The organism is Leifsonia naganoensis (assembly GCF_013410615.1).
In the GTDB taxonomy this organism is placed as follows: domain Bacteria; phylum Actinomycetota; class Actinomycetes; order Actinomycetales; family Microbacteriaceae; genus Leifsonia; species Leifsonia aquatica.
In genome coordinates, this window is the sequence record NZ_JACCHJ010000001.1 from 2,001,248 (window position 1) to 2,018,268 (window position 17,021).

The following is a 17,021-nucleotide window of genomic DNA, read 5'->3' on the forward strand; positions in this document are numbered from 1 at the left end:
CCGTCAGGCGATGACCCGCAGCGGGTGCTCCAGGAGACTCACCAGCGTCGCGAGGAACCGCGCGGCGAGCGCCCCGTCAATGATGCGGTGGTCGGCGGTGATCGTGAGCCGCATGCGCGTGCGGCTCACGATCTCCCCGTCGACGAGGGCGAGCTCGTCGCGCCCAGCGCCCACCGCGAGGATGGCGCCCTGCGGCGGGTTGATGATCGCCGTGAAGTGCTCCACGCCGTACATCCCGAGGTTGCTGACGGTGAAGGTGCCCTCGGCCATCTCGGCGGCGGAGAGCGTGCGATCGGCGGCCTTCGCGACCAGCGCGCGGGCGATGCCGGAGATCGTGGAGACGGAGGCGCGGTCGGCGTCCGGCACGACCGGCACGACCAGCCCGGCCGGGGAGGCGACGGCGATCCCCACGTTCACCCGCCGGTGCAGCAGGGTCGCGCCGCCGTCCTCCGCCGAGTAGGACGCGTTCACGCCCGGGTGCTCTCGCAGTGCGAGGGCGACGGCACGCACGAGGAGGTCGTTCACGCTGATCCGTGCGTCGTCGCCGACGGCGGCGTTGAGCTCGGCGCGCAGTGCCAGGAGCGCCCCGACGTCGGCGGAGGCCGTGGCCGTGAAGGTCGGGACGGTCGTGGCGCTCTCGGTGAGCCGCGCGGCGATCGCACGGCGGATGCCGTCGAACGGGACGCGGTCGGCCGCGGCGTCGGCGGGAGGCTGCTCCTGCGTCCGGACGGGTTCGACCGCCGGTGCGCCCGCCACCGTGTCCAGGTCGGCGCGGACGATCCGGCCGCCCGGCCCGGTGCCCGGGATCGCGGCCAGATCGAGGCCGCGCTCGCGGGCGATCTTGCGGACGAGCGGCGACGCGGGGCGCCGATCCGGGGACGCGGAGGCCGGGGCGGGAGCGGACGTGGAGGCGGCAGCCACGACCGGCGTCCCCTCCCCGCTCTCGTCGTCGAGCCGGGCGATCGGCGTGCCGATCGCGACGTTCTCGCCCTCGGCGACGAGGATCTCGGCCAGCACGCCCGCCTCGTACGCCTCCTGCTCCATCAGTGCCTTGTCCGTCTCGATCTCGACGAGCACGTCGCCGGGCGCGACGGCGTCGCCCGGCTTCTTGTGCCAGGCGGCGATCGCCCCCTCGGTCATGGTGTCGGACAGGCGGGGCATGAGGATGTCGATCATGGTGCTCTCTTCTCGGTACGGGGGCCGGTGGCCGGCTCAGCGGCGGCGCGCGACGGCGTCGAGGGTCTCGCGGATGGCGGTGATCGCGTCGTCCGCCGAGGGCAGGGCGGCCGTCTCCAGCGGCTTGGCGTAGGGCAGCGGCACCTCCGCCATCGCGACGCGGCGCACGGGGGCGTCGAGCCAGTCGAAGGCGCCGTCGGAGATCGTCGCCGCGATCTCCGCGCCGATGCCGTAGGTGAGCCAGTCGTCTTCGAGCACGACCGCGCAGTTCGTCTTCCGCACCGACGCGATCACGGTGTCGCGGTCGAGCGGGCGGAGGCTGCGCAGGTCGACGACCTCCACGTCGATGCCCTCCCCGGCCAGCCGCTCGGCGACCTCCAGGGCGACCGTCGCCATGCGCGAGTACGCGACGACGGTGATGTCCGCGCCCGCGCGGGTGACCGCGGCCCGACCGATCTCGGCCGGCTCGTCCTCGTCGGGCACCTCGCCGACGGTGTTGTAGAGGGCGAGGTTCTCCAGCACGAGCACCGGGTCGTCGTCGCGGATCGCCGCGAGCATCAGCGCCTTCGCATCGGCCGGGGTGGAGGGGGCGACCACCTTCATCCCGGGCACGAACGCGTAGTAGAGCTCGATGTTCTGGGAGTGGGTGGCGCCGAGCTGCTGGCCGCCGCCTCCCGGGGTCCGGATGACGAGCGGCACGCGGGTCTGGCCGCCGAACATCCCGTAGATCTTCGCCGCGTGGTTGACGATCTGGTCGAGGGCGAGCAGCGAGAAGTTGATCGTCATGATCTCGACCACCGGGCGCAGGCCGAGCATGGCCGCACCGATCGCCGCGCCGGTGAAGCCCTCCTCGGCGATCGGGGTGTCACGCACGCGCTTCGGCCCGAACTCGTCGAGCATCCCGGCGGTGATCTTGTACGAGCCCTCGAACAGCCCGATCTCCTCGCCGATCAGGAAGACGTCCTCGTCGCGGAGCATCTCGCTGCGCAGGGCGTCGTGCAGCGCCTGGCGGTAGCTGATCCGGCTCATGCGGGCACCCCCGCCCGCGACGGCGCGACGGGACGCGGTGGTTGCGGGAACAGCGCCTCGCCCGGCAGACGGCGCGAGTCGTTCGGGACGGGCGTCGCGTAGGTGTAGTCGAAGAGGGTCGAGACATCGGGATGCGGGCTCGCCTCGGCGAACGCCGCGGCGTCGGTCACCTGCGCCACGACCTCCGCCTCCAGCTCCGCGAGGAGCTCGCCGGTCACGGCGCCGTCGGCCAGCAGCCGCGCGGCGAGGCCGGCGACCGGGTCGGCCGCGCGCAGCGCCTCCACCTCGTCGCCCGCGCGGTACCGGGCCGGATCGACCACCGAGTGGCCCTTCAGCCGCCCGGAGGTCGCCTCCAGCAGGAACGGCCGTCCCGCGCGGGCACCGGCGATCGCCGCCTGCGCTGCCGTGAACACCGCCGCCGGATCGTTGCCGTCGACACGCGCGGAACCCATCCGGTACGCCGCCGCCCGCTTGTAGAGCTCGGGCTCGGCCGACGACTGGTCCACGGTGGTGCCCATCCCGAGCCCGTTGTTGACGACCACGTAGACGATCGGCAGCCCCCACAGGGCGGCGAGGTTGAGCGACTCGTGGAAGGCGCCGATGTTCGTCGTGCCGTCGCCCATCAGGCAGAGCACGACCTCGTCCCCGCCGCGGTAGTCGATCGCGAGAGCGGCGCCGGTGGCGAGAGGGAGCTGGCCGCCGACGATCCCGTAGCCGCCCATGAAGCGGGCCGCGACGTCGAACATGTGCATCGATCCGCCCCACCCGCGCGAGACGCCGTCGGTGCGGCCGTAGAGCTCCGCCATCACCCGGCGGGGCTCGATGCCGCGGGCGATGGCGTAGCCGTGCTCGCGGTAGTTCGTGAAGACGTAGTCGGTCGGCTCGAGGGCCGACATCAGGCCGACGACGGTCGCCTCCTCGCCGAGGTTGAGGTGGCAGTATCCGCCGATCCGGGCCTCGGTGTAGGCGCGGGCGGTGCGCTCCTCGAAGCGCCGGATCAGCAGCATCCGGCGGTAGAAGGCCAGCAGCTGGGCGGCGTCGGCGGCCGGGCGCGCGGGGGTGGTGCGCGTGGCGGGCCGCTTGCGCGTGGATGCGGTGGATGGGGGCATGCGGGTTCTCCTCGTCGTCCCATAATGATACGAAACTCATTTCATTGTAGAATGGGAGGCGGACCCGCGACGACCACGAAGGAGGCGCGATGGCCTCCCGAGACGCCCCGGCGACCGCGGCAGCCCCGCGCAAGAAGGGCCGCCCCACCGAGCGGGAGCGCGCCGAACGTCGCGACGACATCCTCGACGCCGCTGTGCGCCTCCTCATCGCCGACGGGTTCCACCAGGTGACGCTCGACACGATCGCGGCCGAGGCGCACGTCACCAAGCGCACCATCTACAGCTACTTCGGCGACCGCACCGACATCGGCATCGCCGCCGTCGACCGGCTGCGCGAGCGCGTGCTCGGCGCACCGGACGACGCGCACGATCTGGCCGAGCTCGCGGCCGCCATCGTCTTCACCCTGCACTCCGACGAAGCGGTCGGCCTGCACCGGCTCATGATCGCCGAGGCGGGCACCCTCCCCGGGCTGGCCGAGCGCTTCTACGCCGACGGCCCGCGGTCCTACATCGCCGCCCTCGACCGGAGGCTGCCTGACTCCGACCCGGAACGCGCGACCGCTCTCTTCGCCCTCCTGCTCGGCGAGCCCCACCGCCAGCGCCTGCTCGGCCTGCGGGAGGCGCCGACGCGGCGGGAGGCCGCCGGGCACGCCGCGTCCGCGCTGCGATTGCTCGGGCTGGACTGAGGCGCAACGTCCTTGGAGGTTTCTGAGGGCTCCGCGGATTGACTGGTCGCATGACCAGCAGCGGACTCCTCGCCACCGGGCTCATCGACCCGCAGGGCCTCATCCAGGCCGCCGGCCCGTGGGCCCTCCTCGGCGTCTGCGCGATCGTGTTCGTCGAGACCGGCCTGCTCGTCGGGTTCTTCCTCCCCGGCGACACGCTCCTCTTCTTCACCGGGGTACTCGTTCTCACGGGCCACTTCACCGAGCCCTTGTGGGTGATCATCCTCGCGGTGATCGTCGCGGCGGCGCTGGGCGATCAGGTCGGCTACGCGATCGGCCGGCGCACCGGTCCGGCGGTCTTCGAGCGCAGGGAGTCCGGCTTATTCAGCCGCGCGAGCGTGGACCGCACGCAGCGCTTCTTCGACCGGTTCGGCGGCGCCGCCGTCACGCTCGCGCGATTCGTACCCGTCGTGCGCACGTTCGCCCCGGTCGCCGCGGGAGTCGGACGAATGCGCTGGTCGCTTTTCACCGTATACAACGTCGTCGGTGCGGCCATCTGGGCGACGGCCGTCATCCTCCTCGGCTACGGGCTCGGGCACATCCCGGGCGTCGCCGACTTCGTCGCGCAGTACCTCGACCTGGTGCTGATCGGCATCGTCGTGATCTCGGTCGTGCCGGTGCTCGTCCGGGTGCTCACGCTCCGGCGCCGGTCGCGCGCGGACTCGTAGCCGCCGGGACCCGCATCGCCAGGACCGTGCCGGTCGGCCCGGTCGCCGTCACGGCGACACTGCCGCCGTGACGGCCCGCGACCTCGCGCACGAGGGCGAGGCCGATGCCGAACCCGGCGCCCGTGAGTCGCGGGACGTCCGGCTGCGCCCGGGCGAAGCGGTCGAAGATGCGCGACGGGTCGATGCCGGTGATCCCGGCGCCCTGGTCGGCGACGGTCAGCACGGCGTCCGCGCCGTCGCGGGCGACGCGGATGGTCACGCGGCTGCCGGCCGGGGAGTGGGCGAGCGCGTTGTCGATGAGGGCCGTGGCGCAGCGCTGCAGGCTCGCCGGAGGGACGGTCGTGCGCACCTCCGGGTCGGCCTCGAGCAGCAGCTCGACACCGGCATCCCGCGCGAGCACGCCGAGGGACTCGACGGCGCGGCCGACCGGTCCGGCCATCGGAGACGGCGCGACCGCGGCCTCCCGCTCGGGGTCGGCGGCGAGCAGCAGGTCGTTGACCACGTCGATCAGGGTGCGGGTGTCGGCACGCAGCTCGGCGACGGTCGCGGTCGAGGGGTCGCCGTCGGGCAGGCCGCGCTGCAGCACCTGGAGGCGGGCGTCGAGCACGGCGAGCGGGGTCCGCAGCTCGTGGCTGGCGTCGGCGACGAAGTCCCGTTGCAGTTGCAGCGCGCGACCCAGCGGGCGCACCGCGCGCCGGGTCACGATCATGCTGAGCACGCCGGCGATCGCGACCGCCAGCACCCCCACGACGGCGAACGCGATCATCGCCTCCACGGTGTCGATGTAGATCTTGTGCTCGCCCGGTTTCGGCGGTTCGTTCACCTCCGACGGCCGCAGCTGGTCGAGCACGAAGAAGAACGCCACCCCGATCGCGGCGACGACCAGCGCACCCGAGGCGATCGCGAGCTGCAGACCGACCGAGCGGGAGGCGGCGCGCACCTCGCGCAGGTCGGCGTCCTGCGCCTGCCGCCTCACAGCTGCCCCAGCCGGTAGCCCTGACCGCGGACGGTCGAGATGATGTCGGGGTCCGTCTTGCGCCTCACGTAGTGCACGTAGGTGTCGACGGTGCCGTCCTGCTCGTCCGCTGCGAAAACCGCCTCGAGGATCTGTCGTCGCGAGAAGGTGCGCAGCGGGTTCTCCGCCAGCAGCCGCAGCAGCGCGTTCTCCCGGTCGGTCAGCAGGATGCGTCCGTCGTACGGGGAGTAGATGGCCCGGCTCTCGGGGTGGAACCGCCACTCGCCGATCCCGAGCTCCGTGCCCTCGCCCGTGAAGATGCGCGTCAGTGCGCGCAGCCGGGCGAGCAGCTCGTCGAACTCGAACGGCTTGACCAGGTAGTCGTTCGCTCCGGCATCCAGACCGTCCACGCGGTCGCGCACGGTGCCGAGCGCGGTGAGCATCAGGATGGGCGCCACGACCCGTCGCTCGCGCAGCGCGGTCACGACCTCCGCGCCGTCGAGCCCCGGCAGCCGCCGGTCGACCACCAGCGCGTCGAAGTCCCCGGCCACCCCGGCGGCCAGACCGGCCTCACCGTCCTCGACGCGCGTGACGTCGTAGACCTCGGCGAGGACCTGCTCGATCAGCGGGCCGAGCCGCGGATCGTCCTCGATCAGGAGCACACGCAGTCTGTCCGTCGCCACTCGCCACCTCCACTCGCCGGCCCCAGCTTGCCGGACCGGCTCCCAGACGGCACTAAGAAGCGCCACCGTCTCAGAGATTTCTGGGAGCCGTCCGCCGATGCTGTCCCCATGCTGCGCAACACGGTTCCCGAGGTGACCGCCCTCTTCTGGGCGACCAAGCTGCTCACCACGGCGATGGGCGAGACGGCCTCCGACTTCCTGGTGAAGACCTTCGATCCGTATCTCGCGGTCGGCGTGACCTTTGTCGTCTTCGCCGGAGCGCTCGCCCTGCAGTTCGCGGTGCGCCGGTACATCCCGTGGGTCTACTGGCTGGCCGTGCTCATGGTCGCGGTGTTCGGCACGATGGTCGCGGACGTGCTGCACGTGCAGTTCGGCGTGCCCTACCTCGTGTCGACCGTCGGGTTCGCGGTCGTGCTCGCGGCGGTGTTCTCGCTGTGGTGGGGAACGCAGCGCACGCTCTCGGTGCACCGCATCGACACCCGCCCGCGCGAGCTCTTCTACTGGTGCGCGGTGCTCGCGACCTTCGCGCTCGGCACGGCGATCGGCGATCTCACGGCCGTCACGTTCGGCCTGGGTTACCTCGCCGCCGGCATCCTGTTCGGGGCGCTGTTCGTGATCCCCGGTGTCGCGTACCGGTGGTGGGGGATGGGCGCGACGGCCGCATTCTGGACCTCGTACGTGCTCACCCGTCCGTTCGGCGCCTCCCTCGCCGACTGGTTCTCGCGCTCCCACGCGCTCGGCGGCCTGGGTCTCGGCACGGGACCGGTCAGCCTCGTGCTGCTCGCGGCGATCGTCGCCTGCGTGGGGGCGCTGTCGGCGCGTCCTCGCGGATCCTCAGGGTCGAGCGCGGCGTCCTTAGAAGTTCCTCAGGAGCGCTCCGCTTGACTGTCCTGGTCGACCGAACCGAAGGGACACCTGCGTGAACTCCGCCCTCCTGCGCATCCCGCGCCACTGGATCGTCTGGACCGTCGTGCTCTTCGCCGTGACGTTCGTGCTCGGTTTCGCGGCCAAGGCCGCCCCGGCTCTGCGGTTCGCCGGCCTCGACGACACGATCAACCGGGCGCATTCGCCGTTCGCCGATGGGATCGTGCTGGTGCTCGACGAGCTCGACCGGCCGGTCGTCGTCGCGGGGATCCTGCTGGTCGTGTTCGTCGTGCTGCTGTTCGTGCGCGGGTGGAGGCTCGCCCTCGGCGCCTGCGCCGTCACCGGTCTCGGCTGGATCACCACCCTGGTCGTCAAGACGGTCGTCGCCCAGCCGCGTCCCTCGACCGGCGGCCTCGTGCACACCCTGCACGTCAGCCCCGCCACGCTGAGCTACCCGAGCGGGCACGTGGTGTTCGCCGCCGCTCTGGTGACGGCGCTCGTCCTGGTCTGCCGTGGCCGCATGTCCCGCGTTGTCGTCATCGTGATCGGCGCCGTCTTCGTCGCGGTGGTGGCGTGGTCGCGGCTCTACCTCGGCGTGCACTACGGCACCGACGTGGTCGGGGCGGTGCTCAACGGTGTCGGAGGCGTGCTGCTGTTCGCCGGGCTGTGGAACCTCGTCGCCTCGCGTGTCTTCGTCGAGCGGCGGGAGACGGCGCGCGTCACGGTCTGAGGTCCTCGACTGGCCCGAGCGACCGCTCTGGGCGAACTGGATCAGGGGCCGAGGAGACCGGTCGGCCAGCCGTGGCGGCCGAAGTAGTCGCGAAGGCGTTCCAGCACCTCGCTGTCCGTGGCGTTGGGGTCCCTCAACCAGCGCCGACGGGCCATGTCGATGAGAGCGGCAACTGCTTCAGTCGGAGAGACATCGATCGCGTACGTGAGAAACACCGGCAGGCGTTGTGCGTCGAGGAGGTGGCTTCGGTTGACCTCGTTGTGAAGGTTCTCGTCCTCGGTCAGGAGGACATCAGCGTGGCCCCAGAGCGCCGCGGCAACCACATGACGGTCCTTCTCGTTCACGTCCAGGCGGACATCGATATCGACTGCGCCGGGCCATTCCACCAGAGCCTCAGGGAAGGCCCCATTCATAGCCCCGAACAGGAAGGCGCGGGCTTCGGCGTCCATACCGGCGGGAAGGTGTCGATCGACTTCCTCAAGCACAAGGGGGCTCCAGAGGATTTCGAACAGGTCGGCCTCGGCGAGGGTCAAGACGATGTCGCGCCAACGCCCCGGAACCAGGACGTTGGCGTCGACGAACACTCGAAACGGCACGTCAGAACGGGTCGCCGTCGTAGCCGCCGGTCTCGGCCGTCACCTCGGCGATCGCGTCGAGCTTGGCTCGACGCTCCCGCTTGGACTCCTCGAGGTATCGGATGGTCTCGGTCAACGACACCCGGCGGTGCGTCCCGCGGAATTCGTAGTCGAGCCGTCCGTCGTCGATCAGATGGACCACGAACGACCGCGATACCCCGAGAAGGTCTGCGACCTGCGAGGTCGTCAGCAGAGTGCGCGCGGAGCCGATGACGACACTGTCGCCGTTCGCGAATCGTGTCAGTAGGTCCTGAACGGCGTCGACGACGTCGCTGGGAAGGGTGATGACCTCCTCGCCGATCAGGATCCGGGGAGGAATGACGGAGTCGTTCACTCGGGCCGCGGCTGACTTCAGCGCGCTCAACTCCGACGCATCCACGACCGCCTCTGTCGCGTGCGGGCTCAAGAGCGTCATCTCAACCTCCAACCGGTCCGACGTGGGACACCAGAATAACCGACAATACCGCCATAAACGCCATAACTCACTTAACTCACACCAAGTGCTGGCCGTCGTCCCCAGAGGCCGGGGTGTCGATCTCAGCCTGCAGCCGCCGGATCGCGGAGCCGAGCACTCCCCGCGCGAGGAGGCCCGGGCCGAGCGGGCCCGCGGTGTCCTCCCCGAGCGGTGGGAGCTGTGCGAGCGCAGCGCGCGCATCCGAGGACAGGTGGTCCAGCTGCCAGCCGATCTCGTCGTCGAGCGCGTTGGGCCGGTCGGGTGCGGCGAGAGCGGCAGCCTTGGCGGCGTAGGCGGCGGCGCCGAGCGCGTGCGCGCCCATGTGGGCGACGCCGGCGGCCTGCGCGGCGGAGCGGGCGGCGGCGATGGCGGCCCGTCCGGTCACGGCGTGCGCCGCACGGCCGGCGACGAATCGACGCCGGATCTCCCCGGCGGCGTCGAGCTCGCCGCGGGCGAAGGCGCGGGTGCGCGCGATCGCGTCGCGCGGCCGGTCGTCGTCCGGCGCCTCCGCCTCGAACAGCCCGAGCGCCCGCTCGGCGCAGTCCGCCGCCCAGGCGGCGACGATGCGCCGATCCTGCTCGCTCAACGACTGCGAAGAAGCCACCCGAGCACACTCTCATACCGCGTCCGCAGCGTGCACGCCATCCGCAGCTGGGCCCTCGATTCCCGGCGTAAGGTGCAGGGGAGGAGGCACATGATCGTCGACAATGCCGTGTACGTGAACGGCGAACGCACCCCGACGGTCTCGCTGGAGGACACCTGCGAGACCGTCCGCGATCGCGGAGGATTCGCCTGGATCGGCCTCTACCGGCCGACGGAGCAGGAGCTCGGTGCCGTCGCCACCGAGTTCGGCCTCCCGTCGCTCGCCGTGGAGGACGCGCTCGCCGGCCACCAGCGGGCCAAGATCGAGAAGTACAGCAGCACCTCCTTCGTCGTGCTGCGCCCGGCGAACTACGTCGACGAGACCGAGAAGGTCGAGTTCGGCGAGGTCCACGTCTTCCTCGGCTCCGACTTCCTCATCACGGTCCGGCACTTCGACTCGCCCGACCTCGGCGCGGTCCGCCACCGGCTGGAGGCCGAGCCCGAGCTGCTGGACCACGGGCCCATGGCCGCGCTCTACGGCATCCTCGACCAGGTCGTCGACGAGTACGCGCCGGTCATCGCCGGCCTGGAGAACGACATCGACGAGATCGAGGACCAGCTCTTCAACGGCGACCGCGGCGTCTCGCGGCGCATCTACGAGCTGTCCACCGAGGTGATGATGTTCCAGCGGGCGGTCAACCCGCTCCGGGATGTGCTGCAGTCACTGCGGGAGACCCTCGCCGCGGGAGGGGCGGACGACGTGCTCCTCGACGGGATCCGGGATGTGCAGGACCACGCCATCCGGGTCATCGAGCGCGCAGACGGCTTCCGCCAGATCCTCCAGAACGCCCTCACCGTGCACACCACCCTCGTCGGGCAGTCGCAGAACGACGAGGTCAAGAAGGTCTCCGGCTGGGCGGCCATCCTCTTCACGCCGACCCTGGTCGCCTCGGTCTACGGCATGAACTTCCGGATCATGCCCGAGCTTCACTGGGCGCTCGGCTACCCGTTCGCCATCCTGCTGATGCTGGCCATGGGCTTCGGCCTCTACGCCGTCTTCAAGCGCAAGAACTGGATCTGACGACGGTGCTGCGGGCCGGTCCCCCCGAACCGGCCCGCAGTCACTCGGCGATGCCCGGGCCGCGTGCGGCCCGACCCCCTGTCGCGGGCGTCGCGGGTGAGATCGGCGTCCCCCTGAACGTTTCGCTCTCATAGGGGAATGTCCGGATGGCGGCGAGGGTTCCCTCGCGCTGCATCCCGGGCGTGTCGCGATACGCAAAATTGGGATCCACGGTGGCATTCACAGTGGTTTTGGAGCATGGATATTCACTGTCATCGTTGATACCGTGGAGGCATGAGCACGACTCTCGCGACCACGGGCCTCAAGGCGTACAACGACTCGATCAAGCACACGGTGCCGCAGATCGTCGATGACCTGCGGCGCGCGCTGGGGGCGAAGCTCGTCGCCTACATCGCGGGCGTGACCGAGACGCGGACAGTTCGCGAGTGGGCGGAGGCCGGCCGGCGACCGTCGCCGATTGCGGTCGAGCGGTTGAGGTTGACGCATCGGGTCGTGACGCTGATCGGGCAGAGTGAGGGCGAAGCCGTGGTGCCGACGTGGTTCCAGGGCATGAACCCGCACCTCGGCGACCGTTCCCCCGCGCGCGTTCTGCACGAGGACGCCTTCGAAGACGCCGGGCCGAGGGTTCTGGCGGCGGCGAACGCCTTCGTCGGCGCCTGATGCCGGGCCCTCGGGTCGCCGTCGTGGACGCGGACGGGTCGTCCGTCTGGCGCGTGGGTCGCGCTCCCGACCCCTGGGCGTGGGTCGATCGGCAGTACGCCGGACGCAACCGCTGGGACGACGCGAACGGCGTCTTCCGCACCGTCTACGCGGGGGACACCCTGCTCGCCTGCTACGTCGAGGTACTCGCCTACTCCCGGCCGGACGTCGGCGCGGACGGGACGGATCTGTTGGCGGGCATCGCGGAGGATCCGCGCGACGCCGCCGACTTCCCGGTACCCGTCGCCGGATCGATCCCGCGCGACTGGATCGGCGGCCGCATGGTGGCTACGGCGCGGCTGTCCGGTCCGCACGCGGACGTGCGATCCGCGGAAACGGTCGCCGCGCTGCGCCCCCTCTTCGTCGCCCTCGCCCTGAGGCTCGGTTACCCCGACTTCGACGCAGCGGCGCTGAAAAGTGCGGAACCTCGAGAACTGACGCAGCGCGTGGCAAGCCACCTGTACGCCGTGACCGACGACGAGGGCGCCACCGCCATCGACGGTGTCCGTTTCGCGTCTCGCCACGGGGACGAGCTGACGATGTGGGGCGTTTTCGAGCGCCCCGGCGATGAGCCGGCCAGTCGTCACCTCGAGCAGGGCAGCGCCCGACTCGTCGACCCCGACGACGCGGAGCTCATGCGAGCCATGCGCCTCCATCGCCTCACCTGGCGCGACTGAACGGAGCCCGACCATGAGCGCCTCCTCCGACGGCGAGGTCGTCGTCACCGACGGCCCGTCCTCCCGCTACTCGCGGCTGTACCACTGGGTGCTGGACCACCTCGCCAAGTTCCCCGGGCGGGTCACCGTCGTCACGTTCGTCGCGGGCGTGGTCGTGACGGTCGTCGTCGTGCTGCTCGGCGGCGACGGGAGCCCGACGTCGGTTGTCGGGCTGGTGGCGACACTCTGGGCGCTCTTCTTCGGCGTCATGATCTACCTGCTCACCGCGCGCGACACGGACACCGTGCTGGAACAGATCGCCGACCTGCACGAGCAGCTCTCCACGGCGCTGGCGTCGCCCGACGATGCGGGGGAGGGAGTCGACAGCACGCAGCCGTCGGAGGAGGCGACGCCGCAGGTTCCCGCACCGACGACTCCCGCGCCGACGACGCCCGCACCGCCCCTTCCCGCGCCGACGACTCCGGCGCCGGCCGCTCCCGGACGCACCCGCCAACCGGGTGGACCGCGCGGCGAGACCCGCGTCCTGACCGGCGCGGCCGACATCGCCGCCGGCGTGCCGCCCGAGCTGCTTGCAGCGTGGACGTCGGCGACCGGTGGCGCGACCGCCGACCTCGCACGGGTCTGGACCCGCGACCCCCGCTCGGAGCGTCAGTGGGTGTTCGAGACGACGGACGGCGAGCGCTGGGTCGTCTTCAGCCGCGGTGCTCAGGGGGCGGGCGTGATCTCGCTCTCGCACCCGCCCACCGGGCAGCGCCGTCGCCCGGCGCGCGTGCAGCGGGGGAACCGCTAGACGCGGTGCCCGAGCGACCAGATGCGGTCACCACGGCCCGACAGCGCGTCGGAGAGGTCGGCCGCCTGCGCGTCGGAGAGCGACGCCACGTAGTCGATCACGCCGCGACCGCGGGCGAGGTCGTCGACGGGCCGCCAGGCGGCGATCGCGCGGTAGCGCGCCTGGTCCATCGCGGAGTAGTCCTCACGGGCGAGTTCGATCAGCTCGCGCAGGCGCCGTGGCACCCGCTGCCGGTCGTGCTCGTCCTCCATCCATTCGATCAGCGAGCGGACCGTGCGCGAGATGACGGTGCTGAGCCCCCGCTGCTGGATGGCGAGATCGGGCCGGCTGAGCACGAACTGCCGGTGCAGGAACTTGAGGATCTCGACCCGGTGCCAGGCGGCGGTGCCGAGGCTGATCGGGCCGGTGCGCAGCGACTCCACCTGGGTCACCCCCACCGAATCGACGAACCCGCGGATCCAGCGGCCCGTGAAGGCGGCCAGCTCGCGCTCGAGCCCGAGTGAGCCGTCGAAGGGGCGGATGAGGAGCGCGTCGACCAGTTCGGCGTTGACCGCCCAGACCGCGTCGTAGAAGGCGTCGTCCGTCGCGATCCAGGGATCGTCGCGGTCGATCTTGCGGCGCAGGCGCTCGAGGGCGGCGCCCGGCGCGTTGCTCGCGGCGAGGTCGCGGGAGTCCGCGATCGCCCAGGTCGGAACGGCGTCGAGCCAGCCGTGGAACTCGGCGGTGACCGACGCGTGGTCGAGGATGCCGGCCCGGTAGAAGTCGTCGATGTCGTGCACCGAGTAGGCGATGTCGTCGGCGATGTCCATGATCGCGCCCTCGACCGTCTGCCGCAGGGGGCGGGCCTCCACCTCCCGTCGCGCTTCGTCGAGGTCGGCCTCGTCCACGAAATAGGTGGAGTACTTGAACACGTCGTAGTCGGCGCCGACCCGGTGGATACCGCGCGGCACCCCGTCCGCGTGGTGCAGCTCCCGCGCGTCCACCCGCGGCGACCACGGGTACTTCGCGATCGCCGCGCGCGTCGCGGCCGTGAGGTCGAGCCCGCTCGGGGCGTGCTCCACCACGTCGAGGGAGGCGATGATCCGGTAGGTCTGGGCGTTGCCCTCGAAGCCGTCCGTCAGCCCGAGCTCGTCTCGGGCGATGCGGTTGAGCACGGCCTCGCCGAGGTGCCCGAACGGTGGATGCCCGAGGTCGTGCGCGTTTGCTGCGGCCTCCACGACGGTCGGGTCGCACGGACCTGCCGCGCTCGTCCCGATGCCGTCGGCGATGGAGCGCGCGACCGACGCGACCTTCAGCGTGTGGGTGAGCCGGTTGTGCACCGGCGCCCCGGCCGTCGACGGCGACACCACCTGCGTGACGGCGGACAGTCGCGAGAAGTAGGGCGAGAACTGCACCCGCTCGAGGTCGACGACGAAGGGGCTCTGCTCGGGCTCGGCATCGCGCTCGGCGAACCGGCGGGTCTCTCTGGGCACGGCGTATCCGATCTGTGGTCTTCCCGTAGATGTACCACGATCCGACGAGGGGCGCACCGGGAGCCGTCCGTCGGGACGCGACAGCCGCCCGGCTCCGGCACTAGCCTGAAGGCACCCTCAGGATCGGAGGATCCAATGGAACAGGCGCGACGGCGTTCGGTCCTCATCCGCATCGGACGGGCGATCGGAACGGTGATCAGTCGTATCGTCGGAGCGCTCATGATCGTGGGCAGCTCGCTCGGCGATGCCCGCGGCGCCGGCGATCCGCAGGCCAGGAAGGGCTACGAGCCGCCTCCGCCCGAGTACCGTCCCTGAGCGACGGAGCGACGGAGCGACGGAGCGACGGAGCGACGGAGCGAAGGCGGGACTCGCGACGCCCGCGGCCGCCCCGCGTCAGCGCGCCGTCCAGCCTCCGTCGATCGCGAGGGTCTGGCCGGTGACGAGGGAGGCCGCGGGCGAGGCCAGGAACGCCACCGCACCCGACACCTCGGCGGGCACCCCGATGCGGTGCAGGGCGGCGATCCGGTCGATCGTGTCGGCGCGGAAGGCGTCGTCGGAGAGGGCGGCGGCGGTGCCGTCCGTCTCGATGAAGGTCGGCGCGACGGCGTTGACGCGGATGCCGTACTCGCCCCACTCGACCGCCAGGCAGCGGGTGAGGTGCACGACCGCGGCCTTGGCGGCGCAATAGGACGCCTCCCCGGGCAGGGCGACGAGCCCGGCCTGCGACGCGACGTTCACGATCGCTCCTCCGCCGTTCGCCAGCATGCTCTTCGCGACGTGCTGGGAGAGGAAGAAGGTCGACCGGGTGTTGAGCTGCCAGACGCGGTCGAAGTCCTCCTCGGTGATCTCGAGCGCGGGCGCGTCGACACCGCCGCCGGCGTTGTTGACCAGGATGTCGAACGGTCCGAACTCCGCGGTGGCCGCATCGATGGCGGCGCGGCTCGCGGCGAGGTCGAGGACGTCCAGGCGGATCGCCGTCGCGCGCACCCCGAACGCGGTGAGCTCGTCGACGAGCCCCGCAGATCCGTCCGGGTCGCGCACGCCGATCACCACATCCGCCCCCTGTCCGGCGAGTTCGAGCGCGATCTCCCGGCCCAGGCCGCGGCTCGCAGCCGTGACGAGGGCGCGCGAGCCGGTCAGATCGAAGGGGGTGCGGGTCGTGGAGGCCGAAACGAAGCTCATGCTGCGACCATACTTCGCGGCATACTGGTCGCGAGTGCGCGCACGGGGCGCGCCCGGGTCGGGGGAACACGGTGGATGCGTCGACGACGGCGGACATGACGATGGCGTACTCGTGGTCGGCGGTGAGCGGCCTCGTCGCCTACCTCTTCTACGGCTTCGCGCTGATGGGGATCTTCCGCAAGGCGGGCCTGAAGGCGTGGCCCGCGTGGGTGCCGCTTTTCAACATGTGGAGGCTGTTGCAGTTGGGCGGCCAGCGCGGCTGGCTGGTGCTCATCGGGTTGATCCCGTTCGTCGGCACGCTGATCTACCTGGTGTTCCTCATCATCGCCGGGGTCAGGATCCAGAGCGGCTTCGGCAAGCCCGGTGTCTTCTACCTGCTCGCGATCCTGCTCACGCCGGTCTGGTACGGGATCCTCGCCTGGGACGGCTCGCGCTGGAACCCGAAGCACACGCCGATCGTCCCGCCGTCCGGTTACGCGGCGCCGGCCGCCCCGGGCGCGCCCACGGCGCCTGCGGTCTGAGGCGCCGTGCTCGCCGTCCTCTGCGTCGTCGCGCTCGCCGGAGTCGCGGTTACCCTCGGCGCCCTCGTCGTCCTGCACCTCGCCCCGAGCGGGCTGTCGCCCCTGCGCGATCCGGTCAGTGCGTACGGGATCTCGCGCTTCAGCCTCCTCTACCGCGCACAGACCCTGGGCACGGCCGTCTCCGCGGCTGCGCTCGCCGTCGCGCTGCCCGTGGCCGAGGTCGTCGCGGCGACGGGTGCCGTGGTCGCGCTCGCCGTGCTGGCCGTGACGCGAGCCGTCATCAGCTGGGTGCCGATGGATGCGGAAGGCGCCGCGCGCACCTCCACCGGGCGCACCCACAACCTGCTGGCGTTCGGCGCGTTCGCCGCGGCCTCGGTCGGCGGCTTCATGGTCGGGATCGCGTTCGGCTCCACCGACGGGCTCGGCACGATCGCGCCCGTCGCGACGACGCTGGGCTGGATCACGACGGTCGCGAGTGCGCTCACCATCCTCGCCTCCGTGATCCGCGCCCTGCGTCCGATCTTCGGCCTCGCCGAGCGGCTCATCTATGCCGGGATGCTCGCGTCGCTCGCCACCACGGCGATCGCGTTGATGGGTCGCTAGACCGAACGTCTCGCTCCGTCGGTCTCCGGGATGGCGCTCAACTGAGCCGGTCGCGCAGGGTCTTCTCGGCGCGTACCCACAGGTGCGGCGGGACGGCCCGGTTGTCCGGGCCGAGGATGGATCGCACCACGACGAGCCGAGAACCGGTCGAGGGATGGGTGCTGGTCTCGACGACGCAGGTGACCAATCCGTACTCGGGGAGGTGCAGCGTGGAGGTCGTCACGACCCATTGCATGATCGGCCCCGCTCCTGGCTGAGGGGGGCCACGCAGGAGGAGACGGGCAGCGGCGGATGGGCCCGAGCCGGGCGAGGGCAGACGAAATCCGGTCGGGATGGCTTGACTGTGGTCACTGCGCGCCGCCGATCTGCATCTGGGCGCGCGAACC

22 protein-coding genes are annotated in these 17,021 nt (G+C 71.4%); 11 read left to right on the top strand and 11 right to left on the bottom strand.

Features of this window, described 5'->3' with window-relative positions:
* Positions 1-3: 3 nt before the first annotated feature.
* From HNR14_RS09755 to pdhA, 3 genes are read right to left on the bottom strand one after another with little or no spacing between them, the layout of a single operon-like run.
* Positions 4-1,176, bottom strand: coding sequence for a dihydrolipoamide acetyltransferase family protein (locus HNR14_RS09755; RefSeq protein WP_179700875.1), 1,173 nt, complete (start codon positions 1,174-1,176; stop codon positions 4-6).
* A gap of 36 nt (positions 1,177-1,212) precedes the next feature.
* On the bottom strand, positions 1,213-2,205 hold the full coding sequence (locus HNR14_RS09760; RefSeq protein WP_179700876.1) for an alpha-ketoacid dehydrogenase subunit beta: 993 nt from the start codon (positions 2,203-2,205) through the stop codon (positions 1,213-1,215).
* The gene (gene pdhA, locus HNR14_RS09765) at positions 2,202-3,314 is read right to left on the bottom strand and encodes a pyruvate dehydrogenase (acetyl-transferring) E1 component subunit alpha (RefSeq protein ID WP_179700877.1); all 1,113 of its coding nucleotides are present in this window, start codon (positions 3,312-3,314) and stop codon (positions 2,202-2,204) included. Before pdhA ends, HNR14_RS09760 begins: the two co-directional genes overlap by 4 nt.
* Before the next feature lie 89 nt (positions 3,315-3,403).
* Between pdhA and HNR14_RS09770 the strand changes: the two genes are divergently transcribed.
* Both HNR14_RS09770 and HNR14_RS09775 read left to right on the top strand, forming a co-directional pair.
* Positions 3,404-4,000, top strand: coding sequence for a TetR/AcrR family transcriptional regulator (locus HNR14_RS09770; protein WP_179700878.1), 597 nt, complete (start codon positions 3,404-3,406; stop codon positions 3,998-4,000).
* Positions 4,001-4,050: 50 nt separating this feature from the next.
* Positions 4,051-4,707 (top strand): DedA family protein, encoded by a 657-nt coding sequence (locus tag HNR14_RS09775; protein WP_179700879.1) that lies wholly within the window; start codon positions 4,051-4,053, stop codon positions 4,705-4,707.
* Here the strand turns inward: HNR14_RS09775 and HNR14_RS09780 are convergent.
* Together HNR14_RS09780 and HNR14_RS09785 are read right to left on the bottom strand one after the other, a co-directional pair.
* A complete protein-coding gene (locus HNR14_RS09780; RefSeq protein WP_179700880.1) occupies positions 4,673-5,683 on the bottom strand; it encodes an ATP-binding protein in 1,011 nt (336 codons plus the stop codon). The genes HNR14_RS09775 and HNR14_RS09780 overlap by 35 nt on opposite strands.
* Positions 5,680-6,345 carry a response regulator gene (locus HNR14_RS09785; RefSeq protein WP_179700881.1) on the bottom strand — a complete coding sequence of 222 codons (666 nt, stop codon included), beginning with the start codon at positions 6,343-6,345 and terminating at the stop codon, positions 5,680-5,682. Before HNR14_RS09785 ends, HNR14_RS09780 begins: the two co-directional genes overlap by 4 nt.
* Before the next feature lie 108 nt (positions 6,346-6,453).
* Here HNR14_RS09785 and HNR14_RS09790 point away from each other — a divergent pair, with 108 nt between their 5' ends.
* Both HNR14_RS09790 and HNR14_RS09795 read left to right on the top strand, forming a co-directional pair.
* A complete protein-coding gene (locus HNR14_RS09790; protein WP_246311554.1) occupies positions 6,454-7,230 on the top strand; it encodes a COG4705 family protein in 777 nt (258 codons plus the stop codon).
* A 34-nt stretch (positions 7,231-7,264) separates the two neighbouring features.
* The gene (locus HNR14_RS09795; protein WP_179700882.1) at positions 7,265-7,939 is read left to right on the top strand and encodes a phosphatase PAP2 family protein; all 675 of its coding nucleotides are present in this window, start codon (positions 7,265-7,267) and stop codon (positions 7,937-7,939) included.
* 41 nt (positions 7,940-7,980) lie between these two features.
* Here HNR14_RS09795 and HNR14_RS09800 read toward each other — a convergent pair whose 3' ends face one another.
* From HNR14_RS09800 to HNR14_RS09810, 3 genes are all read right to left on the bottom strand, one after another.
* Positions 7,981-8,523, bottom strand: a complete 543-nt coding sequence (locus HNR14_RS09800; protein WP_179700883.1) for a PIN domain-containing protein — start codon at positions 8,521-8,523, stop codon at positions 7,981-7,983.
* Between the two features lie 13 nt (positions 8,524-8,536).
* Entirely contained in the window at positions 8,537-8,989 is a 453-nt protein-coding gene (locus tag HNR14_RS09805; protein WP_179700884.1) for a helix-turn-helix domain-containing protein, read from the bottom strand.
* Positions 8,990-9,065: 76 nt separating this feature from the next.
* Positions 9,066-9,632, bottom strand: a complete 567-nt coding sequence (locus tag HNR14_RS09810) for a putative immunity protein (RefSeq protein WP_179700885.1) — start codon at positions 9,630-9,632, stop codon at positions 9,066-9,068.
* A gap of 90 nt (positions 9,633-9,722) precedes the next feature.
* On the opposite strand from HNR14_RS09810, the gene corA reads away from it, so the two are divergent.
* The 4 genes from corA (at position 9,723) to HNR14_RS09830 (ending at position 12,857) form a co-directional block, all read left to right on the top strand.
* Positions 9,723-10,691 (top strand): magnesium/cobalt transporter CorA, encoded by a 969-nt coding sequence (gene corA / locus HNR14_RS09815; protein ID WP_021764626.1) that lies wholly within the window; start codon positions 9,723-9,725, stop codon positions 10,689-10,691.
* Positions 10,692-10,964: 273 nt separating this feature from the next.
* Positions 10,965-11,351 carry a hypothetical protein gene (locus HNR14_RS09820; RefSeq protein WP_218875008.1) on the top strand — a complete coding sequence of 129 codons (387 nt, stop codon included), beginning with the start codon at positions 10,965-10,967 and terminating at the stop codon, positions 11,349-11,351.
* Positions 11,351-12,067, top strand: a complete 717-nt coding sequence (locus tag HNR14_RS09825; RefSeq protein ID WP_179700886.1) for an RES domain-containing protein — start codon at positions 11,351-11,353, stop codon at positions 12,065-12,067. Before HNR14_RS09820 ends, HNR14_RS09825 begins: the two co-directional genes overlap by 1 nt.
* 13 nt (positions 12,068-12,080) lie before the next feature.
* On the top strand, positions 12,081-12,857 hold the full coding sequence (locus tag HNR14_RS09830; protein ID WP_179700887.1) for a hypothetical protein: 777 nt from the start codon (positions 12,081-12,083) through the stop codon (positions 12,855-12,857).
* On the opposite strand, the gene HNR14_RS09835 is transcribed toward HNR14_RS09830, so the two are convergent.
* Complete coding sequence (locus tag HNR14_RS09835) at positions 12,854-14,329, bottom strand: dGTP triphosphohydrolase (RefSeq protein ID WP_179700888.1); 1,476 nt, start codon at positions 14,327-14,329, stop codon at positions 12,854-12,856. The genes HNR14_RS09830 and HNR14_RS09835 overlap by 4 nt on opposite strands.
* Before the next feature lie 135 nt (positions 14,330-14,464).
* On the opposite strand from HNR14_RS09835, the gene HNR14_RS09840 reads away from it, so the two are divergent.
* Entirely contained in the window at positions 14,465-14,644 is a 180-nt protein-coding gene (locus HNR14_RS09840) for a hypothetical protein (protein WP_179700889.1), read from the top strand.
* Between the two features lie 78 nt (positions 14,645-14,722).
* Here HNR14_RS09840 and HNR14_RS09845 read toward each other — a convergent pair whose 3' ends face one another.
* Entirely contained in the window at positions 14,723-15,511 is a 789-nt protein-coding gene (locus HNR14_RS09845) for an SDR family NAD(P)-dependent oxidoreductase (protein WP_179700890.1), read from the bottom strand.
* 95 nt (positions 15,512-15,606) lie between these two features.
* Here HNR14_RS09845 and HNR14_RS09850 point away from each other — a divergent pair, with 95 nt between their 5' ends.
* Both HNR14_RS09850 and HNR14_RS09855 read left to right on the top strand, forming a co-directional pair.
* A complete protein-coding gene (locus HNR14_RS09850; RefSeq protein WP_179700891.1) occupies positions 15,607-16,032 on the top strand; it encodes a DUF5684 domain-containing protein in 426 nt (141 codons plus the stop codon).
* Between the two features lie 6 nt (positions 16,033-16,038).
* A complete protein-coding gene (locus HNR14_RS09855; RefSeq protein ID WP_179700892.1) occupies positions 16,039-16,635 on the top strand; it encodes a DUF998 domain-containing protein in 597 nt (198 codons plus the stop codon).
* A gap of 37 nt (positions 16,636-16,672) precedes the next feature.
* On the opposite strand, the gene HNR14_RS09860 is transcribed toward HNR14_RS09855, so the two are convergent.
* Positions 16,673-16,858: a hypothetical protein gene (locus tag HNR14_RS09860; RefSeq protein WP_179700893.1), complete on the bottom strand. Its 186-nt coding sequence runs from the start codon at positions 16,856-16,858 to the stop codon at positions 16,673-16,675.
* Between the last annotated feature and the right edge of the window lie 163 nt (positions 16,859-17,021).

Coding starts and splice junctions, on each gene's coding strand:
- HNR14_RS09755 (WP_179700875.1), bottom strand. CDS start 1,176: ATGATCGACATCCTCATGCCCCGCCTGTCCGACACCATGACCGAGGGG.
- HNR14_RS09760 (WP_179700876.1), bottom strand. CDS start 2,205: ATGAGCCGGATCAGCTACCGCCAGGCGCTGCACGACGCCCTGCGCAGC.
- pdhA (WP_179700877.1), bottom strand. CDS start 3,314: ATGCCCCCATCCACCGCATCCACGCGCAAGCGGCCCGCCACGCGCACC.
- HNR14_RS09770 (WP_179700878.1), top strand. CDS start 3,404: ATGGCCTCCCGAGACGCCCCGGCGACCGCGGCAGCCCCGCGCAAGAAG.
- HNR14_RS09775 (WP_179700879.1), top strand. CDS start 4,051: ATGACCAGCAGCGGACTCCTCGCCACCGGGCTCATCGACCCGCAGGGC.
- HNR14_RS09790 (WP_246311554.1), top strand. CDS start 6,454: ATGCTGCGCAACACGGTTCCCGAGGTGACCGCCCTCTTCTGGGCGACC.
- HNR14_RS09805 (WP_179700884.1), bottom strand. CDS start 8,989: ATGACGCTCTTGAGCCCGCACGCGACAGAGGCGGTCGTGGATGCGTCG.
- corA (WP_021764626.1), top strand. CDS start 9,723: ATGATCGTCGACAATGCCGTGTACGTGAACGGCGAACGCACCCCGACG.
- HNR14_RS09820 (WP_218875008.1), top strand. CDS start 10,965: ATGAGCACGACTCTCGCGACCACGGGCCTCAAGGCGTACAACGACTCG.
- HNR14_RS09825 (WP_179700886.1), top strand. CDS start 11,351: ATGCCGGGCCCTCGGGTCGCCGTCGTGGACGCGGACGGGTCGTCCGTC.
- HNR14_RS09830 (WP_179700887.1), top strand. CDS start 12,081: ATGAGCGCCTCCTCCGACGGCGAGGTCGTCGTCACCGACGGCCCGTCC.
- HNR14_RS09840 (WP_179700889.1), top strand. CDS start 14,465: ATGGAACAGGCGCGACGGCGTTCGGTCCTCATCCGCATCGGACGGGCG.
- HNR14_RS09845 (WP_179700890.1), bottom strand. CDS start 15,511: ATGAGCTTCGTTTCGGCCTCCACGACCCGCACCCCCTTCGATCTGACC.
- HNR14_RS09850 (WP_179700891.1), top strand. CDS start 15,607: ATGACGATGGCGTACTCGTGGTCGGCGGTGAGCGGCCTCGTCGCCTAC.